The sequence below is a fragment of the Streptococcus hillyeri genome (assembly GCF_003686955.1).
Lineage (GTDB): Bacteria > Bacillota > Bacilli > Lactobacillales > Streptococcaceae > Streptococcus > Streptococcus hillyeri.
Genome location: NZ_RCVM01000021.1, coordinates 24,712 through 31,860 on the forward strand (window position 1 = coordinate 24,712; position 7,149 = coordinate 31,860).

General features: G+C 36.1%; 4 protein-coding genes. All 4 read left to right on the plus strand.

All coding sequences use genetic code 11. The features are described from left to right. Positions 1–34 precede the first annotated feature (34 nt). The 4 genes from EAF07_RS08840 to EAF07_RS08855 all read left to right on the plus strand — a co-directional run bounded on the left by EAF07_RS08840 (position 35) and on the right by EAF07_RS08855 (position 6,991). Positions 35–1,975, plus strand: coding sequence for an IdeS/Mac family cysteine endopeptidase (locus EAF07_RS08840; RefSeq protein ID WP_183121690.1), 1,941 nt, complete (start codon positions 35–37; stop codon positions 1,973–1,975). 65 nt (positions 1,976–2,040) lie between these two features. After that, positions 2,041–4,254, plus strand: coding sequence for a hypothetical protein (locus EAF07_RS10810; RefSeq protein WP_245962720.1), 2,214 nt, complete (start codon positions 2,041–2,043; stop codon positions 4,252–4,254). Between the two features lie 241 nt (positions 4,255–4,495). Further along, a complete protein-coding gene (locus EAF07_RS08850; protein ID WP_121836198.1) occupies positions 4,496–6,262 on the plus strand; it encodes a KxYKxGKxW signal peptide domain-containing protein in 1,767 nt (588 codons plus the stop codon). Between the two features lie 201 nt (positions 6,263–6,463). After that, positions 6,464–6,991 (plus strand): isoprenylcysteine carboxyl methyltransferase family protein, encoded by a 528-nt coding sequence (locus tag EAF07_RS08855; protein ID WP_220702233.1) that lies wholly within the window; start codon positions 6,464–6,466, stop codon positions 6,989–6,991. Positions 6,992–7,149 lie beyond the last annotated feature (158 nt).

A 7,149-nucleotide genomic window follows, 5' to 3' on the forward strand; every position in this document is an offset into this window, starting at 1 on the left:
GTGTTTTAGACGATACCTAGAAAGGAAAATAATTATGAAACAAGAGAATACAACGCATCGCGTCAAAATGATTAAACGGAAAAAAGTTTGGGTTAGTGTGGGGACAACACTTCTATCTCTGATGCTAGTTGGAGGTATGTTAGCGCCAACTGTTGTTAGAGCAGACCAAACTGTTGAGACTAAAACAGCAATTGAAAATGTGATGACAACTGCTGATGAGACGGTAGCAGTACCTAATGGACAAACTGAAAGTAGCATCGTTTCTCCAACTACGACTGAAAACATACTTGAACTGAAATCTCTAGCAGATTCAGAAGGAACAGAGCAAGTTCAAACAGAAGTTGCTGATGACCAGCAACAATTGGACGTTGAAGTAGCTAGTGAAGTGCCAACTACAATTGCAGAAGGAATTGGAACAAGTGAAGAAGAAGTTGTTGAAGAAACCTTGCAATCGAGCCCTACAGAAGAAACTTCATCAACTACTCAAACTGATAATGAACGCCTGGTCTGGGCAGAAGCTACTGATGCAGACACGTCAGAATTAGGTAAAGAGCAAAAGAAATCGGAAATAACCGAAACTCTATGGGTTAAGGGGGTTCATATTAATCGTGACCAATTTAAGGAAATACAAACTGAAAATAGTGATAAAAAGGTTACTTCAAAATACTTTGCAGCAGACTACGACGCTGGTTCAGGCTACTATGACGCTAATAAGTCGCTGAATCATGATGAAAAACTTTGTTCAGGTGCAGTTGCCTCAAACATGTTTCATTGGTGGGTAGAACAAAATAAAGAATCAATCAATGAATATCTAAAGCAAGACGATAAAAATGGGACATTTACAATAAATAATCAGACTTTTACAAGTAGAGATTTGTACAAGTATGATAGAGATACAGACCAAAGTGGGCTATTTGATTATATCAGAACAAAATTTACAAATACTACCTTGATTCCAGAGCGCTTAGTCAATCTGTTCTTAAATGGTTACCCTTATAACAATAATAGGTCCTACATAAATTGGAGTGAACGAACTTTGGAAACTCCATCAACGGTTAATCTTTTCAATAAGGTCCTTGGAGATAAGGTAACTGTTGCGGTGGAGACCTTTAAAAAAGGCCAATGGGATTTGAAACACTTCTCAAGTAAGATTCGAGAATATATTAAAGACAATAAAGCACTTGGTATATCTTACGGTATTGGCGAAACAGGCATGGGACATATTGTGTCACTGTGGGGTGCTGATTTTGATAAAGATGGTCTTGTAAAGGCAATCTACATCACTGACTCTAATGATAAAGAAGTTAAACTTGATGGTGGCAAAAAAGTTGGTATGATCAGATATGATGTGAATGCTGATTCAGAAAATACCATTCGCTTATCAACACATAAGAATATCGAAGGACAAGGCCCTAATACAACAGGTGTCCTAGGGTGGGATCTTTATTCCATGTCAAATAATAAAAAAGAGTGGGAAGAGTATTTTAAACAACATCCAAAACAAGACAGAGAGACAAAACGCAGTTTGGATGCAACAGAAGAAAAAGCGAGACCACAAGTTCGGTCAAGAAGAAGTGTGTCATCTTATGCTCACAAAAATGAAATAGAAAATCTTCTTTCACCAATTACTCAGCATTATACTAATCTTAAAGATGCAAAGGAAAGAGTGGTCAGAAAAGATATTCAATCTATCACCGATTTGATAAATACACAATATCCGGGTTCTAATCGTTTAGCTCGTGAAGATGAGAGCTTGATAGATTTGGAAAAACTTGATGAATATGATGAGAAAATCCCTAATGAACAATTAAGATATAATTACAAGGAAGCTCTGATTCGATACTACGAAAATTCTGTTTATGAACATATGATTTTGAAGATTGCGGATGCAGCTAGAAATAACAGTGAGAAGATTAAAAGAGATTATAAGGTTCAGTTAGATACCTTAAGATTTAAGGAGTCTAAAAAGAAGTAGAACAGTTCTTTGAAGACATAAATAAGACCTTCAAAGATTATATACTTGATGATTCAAATGAATCTGTGGCTCAGAAAAAAGTAAAACAATTTTATAATGAATTAAAAGATATAAAAGAGAACTATGATTTTGGATTTGCTTTTGAGGATAATCAAATTCCTAAAGTAATTGAAATTCTTCAGAAAACTGCACACGATAGCCGAAAAGTCTTATCACGAACGATTGATTTTTATGATCAAATTAAAAATATTAAGATTGAACTGGAAGCTATTATCAAAAAAGATACCGAAAACTTTAAGAAAGTTCAAAAGAATAGTTTTGATGAATTAAGTCAATTTAATGACGAGGTACAGTCGCTTCTTCCTTCTACCGAATCTAAGAAAAAACTTGATTTTGATTCATTTGAAAAAGAGACAAATGGTGGTTATGAACAATTACAACAAAAAGTTGAAGATATAAAAACAGAGCTAGCTGATTTAGGAAATTATTATCTTTTTATTGAGCTGGATTCGTTATTGCTTAATAAGCCAGAAGATCAGGGTAGTCTAAGCGAGAAAGTAAAAGATTTACAAGAAAAATTTGAAAAATTAAAAGAAGATCTTTTGGAGTATGAAGCAGGGGAAGAGTCAAAAGTTGTTTATAGCTTAGGTAAAGAGACATTTGAAACAAAAGGGGAAAATGTATCACATGATGTCTATCGTGTTCTCAAAACAGCAATAGCTGATTTGAAAGAACAACTTAAATCTTTAGAAGAAGAGGATGATAATCAGAAAAAACAAGCTCAAGAAGAATTGCGTAAAGCAGAGCTTTCCAAATATAAGAACGATCACAAAACATTCCTAACTACAGAAGCTAGATCCCATATTAAAGGAGATGATAGCGAGATAAAAGATCCCGACCGGATAGCAGCTGTTCGCAAAATAGTTGAGGAAGCTAAAAAAGAAATAGATAATGCCCAAAATAAAGAAGATGCTAAAAAAATCTATGATATTGCTAAAGCAAAAATCAAAGAGATTGTCCAATTAGAAGTTAATCGTCAGAAAGAAGAACTTTCAACTTATAAAGATACTCAGAAAAAACTATTAGAAACTGAAGCATATCCTCAAGTTTTGGGTGGTGAAATAAAAGATATTAAACGTAAAACTGAAGTGCTTAAGCTCGTTCAAATAGCTAAAAAAGACATAGATAAGGCTCAAACCACAGAGCAAATTCAAAAAATCTTTAATACAGCTAAGGGCAAAATACAAGAGATTGTTCAACAGGAAGTTAAATTCCAAGCTGAAAAAACACGCAGAGAGCAAGAACTCAAAGAGAGAATCCGCAGAGAAGAACTACGTAAAGAAGAACTACGTAAAGAAGAACTACGTAAAGAAGAACTACGTAAAGAAGAACTACGTAAAGAAGAACTACGTAAAGAAGAACTACGTAAAGAAGAATTACGCAAAGAAGAATTACGTAAAGAAGAATTGCGTAAAGAAGAATTGCGTAAAGAAGAATTGCGTAAAGAGCAAGAACGTCAAGACGAATTGCGCAAACAAGAGGAGCAACGCAAGCAAGACGAGTTGCGTAAACAAGAGGATGCCCCTAAACCTCAGGATATGAATGATCCTCAGCTAGATGATTCAAACCAAATCATCAGCTTTACAGATACAGAGACAAGGGTAACGGTATCTGGTAAGAAAAAACATCTCAAAGAAGTAGCAGGTATTCGTGTTGTACCAATGCAAACACCAAGCCTAGGAACACCAGTTTCTGAATCTTATGATATTGTTCTTGTGGATACTAAGGGTGAAACGATTCAACCATCGGGTCCTGTTGTTGTAACAGCCCCAACCAAAGGAATTGTAGATAAGGTTTACTACGTTTTAGGTGAGATGAAAGAAAGTCTACCATTTGTACAAAATTCAAATGGCACTGTCAGCTTCGGAGTCACTCACTTTAGCGTGTATGCGATTTTCTATAAGCAAGCGATGAATGATTCAAAATCATCTGACACATCAACGCCAAAATGTGACGATAAGGTGGAACAAAAATCAGAACCCAAAGAGCACATGAAACAAGAGCAGAAACGTTCAGAAGAGGCCCCAAAATCAAATGCTAATCAAAAAGAACCAAAAGTAACACATGGTATCGCGCGTAAGATGACACCATCTCGTAGAGCTACGAATCTTCCTAGAACAAACTCATTGGAGACAAGTCTCCTCTCAGTTATGATGTCAATTCTAGGAGTAGCGGGTATTCTATCGCTTGTAGCCTATGTGGTGAAACGCCGTCGCTAATCTTTTTGAGGAGACAAAATAACGATAAAAGGTTGGGTAACTGTCCAGCCTTTTAACATAGCGATGGAAAGAACCTCTCTCTCATTATTAAGATAACATTAAGAACATTTAGCTAACATTAAGATAATCCAATCTTTAGGCAAAATCGTCGAAATCCTATTGAAATAATAGTCAAACGGGGTAGAATGATAGAATAAAGGATATTATGCATGATATCTCAGAAAGGAAAATAATAATAATAATGAAACAAGAAAATTCAGCATATCGTGTAAAAATGATTAAACGCAAAAAAATATGGGTCAGCGTAGGAGCCACGGTGCTATCAGTAGCCCTTGTTGGCGGTATATTACCTCCGACAGTTGTTAGTGCTAACCAAACTGATCGTGTAGATACAAGTAAGGTATCGGTTGGGATTGTTACAGATGACTCTGATTTGCTTGATAAAGAAAAATTGAAATCTACCTCATACCTGGCAAGTGTTGCATTACCAAAAGACAACAATAAAAATATCTATGTGGCAGAAGTTCCTTCAAATGGAACAATTAGCTCTCCTTCTTTGTCTGAAGCTCAATCTGCTGTTGCTAAACAAGAAGAAGTTGTTAATGCTAAAAAAGAGCAAGAAGCGACAACTACCCAAACAGAAATACAAGCCCAACAAGCTCTTGATAACTTTAAATCAGAGCAAGAGAAAATGTTATTATTAGATGCGCAGTCTCATATCAGAGGTGGTGAAATAACTGATGAAAAACAAAAATCAGAGGTAAGAAACCTAGTTAAAGAAGCTAAGGAGAAGATTGCATCAGCAAAAGATAAAAAAGAAGTTGAAATTATTGTTGCGAAGACTAAAGAAAAAATCAATGCTATCGTTAAAGAGGCAGAGAAACGCACAAAAGAAAACTTGCGTAAACAAGAAGATTTAAAACGTCAAAAAGAAGAAGAGCGCAAAGAGCAAGAACGCAAGGCCGAAGAAGCACGCAAAGAGCAAGAGCGTAAAGCTGAAGAATCTCTTAAGGCTGAGGAACTTCGTCAACAAGAAGAAGAACGCAAAGCTTTGCACACATTCAAGTTAGACGAAACAGTGAAATTAAAAGCACAAGCAGGAATGCACTATGATAGTCTCAAAACTCCTGAATTGAAAGCTGAATTAAAAGAAAGTATCGTGAAAGCAGTAGCTGCCATCCGTGAGGCTTCAAGCAAGGCAGATGTTCAGAAGATTGTGTCTGATGCAACAGCTAAATTGAAGGATATTGTATCACGTAGTATGAATCTTTCACAAGATAAGCATGAAGATCTTCGTCAACAAGAAGAAGCCCCTAAAACTCAGGATATGAATGACTCTCAGCAAGATGATTCAAACCAAATCATCACCTTCCAAGACCCAGCGACAAAAGTTTCTGTATCTGCGAAGAAAAAAGATTTCAATGGTGCTGTAGGTGTTCGTGTCGTGCCAATGAGAGCTGCTATTCTTGGTCAAGCACCATCTGATAGCTATGACATTACCCTTGTGGATGCTAAAGGGGAACTTGTTCAACCAACAGGTCCTGTTACTGTAACAGCACCAGCCAATGGAATCGTTGATAAGGTTTACTATGTGCTAGATGATATGAAAGAAAGCTTACCATTTACACTTAATGCTAATGGCACTGTCAGCTTCGGAGTCACTCACTTTAGCGTGTATGCGATTTTCTATAAGCAAGCGATGAATGATACAAAATCATCTGACAAATCAACGCCAAAAGGTGACGATAAGGTGGAACAAAAATCAGAACCCAAAGAGCACATGAAACAAGAGCAGAAACGTTCAGAAGTGGCACCAAAATCAAATGCTAATCAAAAAGAACCAAAAGTAACACATGGTATCGCGCGTAAGATGACACCATCTCGTAGAAGTAATCAACTTCCTAGAACAAACTCAGAAGAGACAAGTCTCATCTCAATTATGATGTCAGCTTTAGGAGTAGCAGGTATTCTATCACTCGTAGCTTATGTGATGAAACGTCGCCGTTAATGTAAAGGTTAGCGTTAGGTAAACTGTCACTATTCCTAAGAAACAAGAGGCTGAAAATATTTTTTTCAGCTTCTTTGTTTTTAAGTAACTTACCCAAGTGTGACAATACCATAACTTTAACTTGGTAAGATAGGGGTGTACCATTTGTGAAACTGAATTCCCTGATGAGAAATGATTAATAATATAATAAAGGAGAAACACGTGATTTTAATGATTGTTGGAGCAGTGTTTGTACTGCGTTTAGCGTTTTTAAAAATTTCAAAGAAAAATGAAGCTGCTATTTTGGCTAATGGCGGTGTAGAGTATGGCGTGGAAAATACTAAGCGTTTAACGATTGCTCACATCATGTTTTATCTAGGTTGCTTTATTGAGGCTTACTTGCGTCGGACGGCACTTGATAGCATTAGCCTTTTAGGATTAGGATTGCTTTTCTTTGCATTTATTATGCTAGTTGTCGTTGTTCGCTTATTGTCAGATATTTGGACAGTCAAGCTCATGATTGCTAATAATCACCAATTTAATGACCATTGGCTTTTCCGAGTTGTTAAACATCCTAATTACTTTTTAAATATTGCTCCAGAATTGATAGGGCTTAGTCTATTGTGTCATGCCTGGTACACCTTGCTTTTTGTAGGACCACTCTATGCGGTTATTCTTGGAAATCGTATTAAAGAAGAAAATCATTTGATTGTGAGTCAAATTTTACCTAACTCAGAAAAATCTAGATAAGGTTAAGAAATATCCGAACATCTCATTTTGGCACGACAAACGCATGAAGAAAATATGGCTTACAGAAAAGACTTTCATGGATGAATTCAAAATCCTTCGCTATAATAAAAGTGGAGGATTTTGTTATGGAAGACCTTTTAAATTTCTTGATTACTGTT

What these genes read in the sequence shown, in the direction of transcription:
- EAF07_RS08850 (WP_121836198.1), top strand. Translation starts at nt 4,496, where the DNA reads ATGAAACAAGAAAATTCAGCATATCGTGTAAAAATGATTAAACGCAAA.
- EAF07_RS08840 (WP_183121690.1), top strand. Translation starts at nt 35, where the DNA reads ATGAAACAAGAGAATACAACGCATCGCGTCAAAATGATTAAACGGAAA.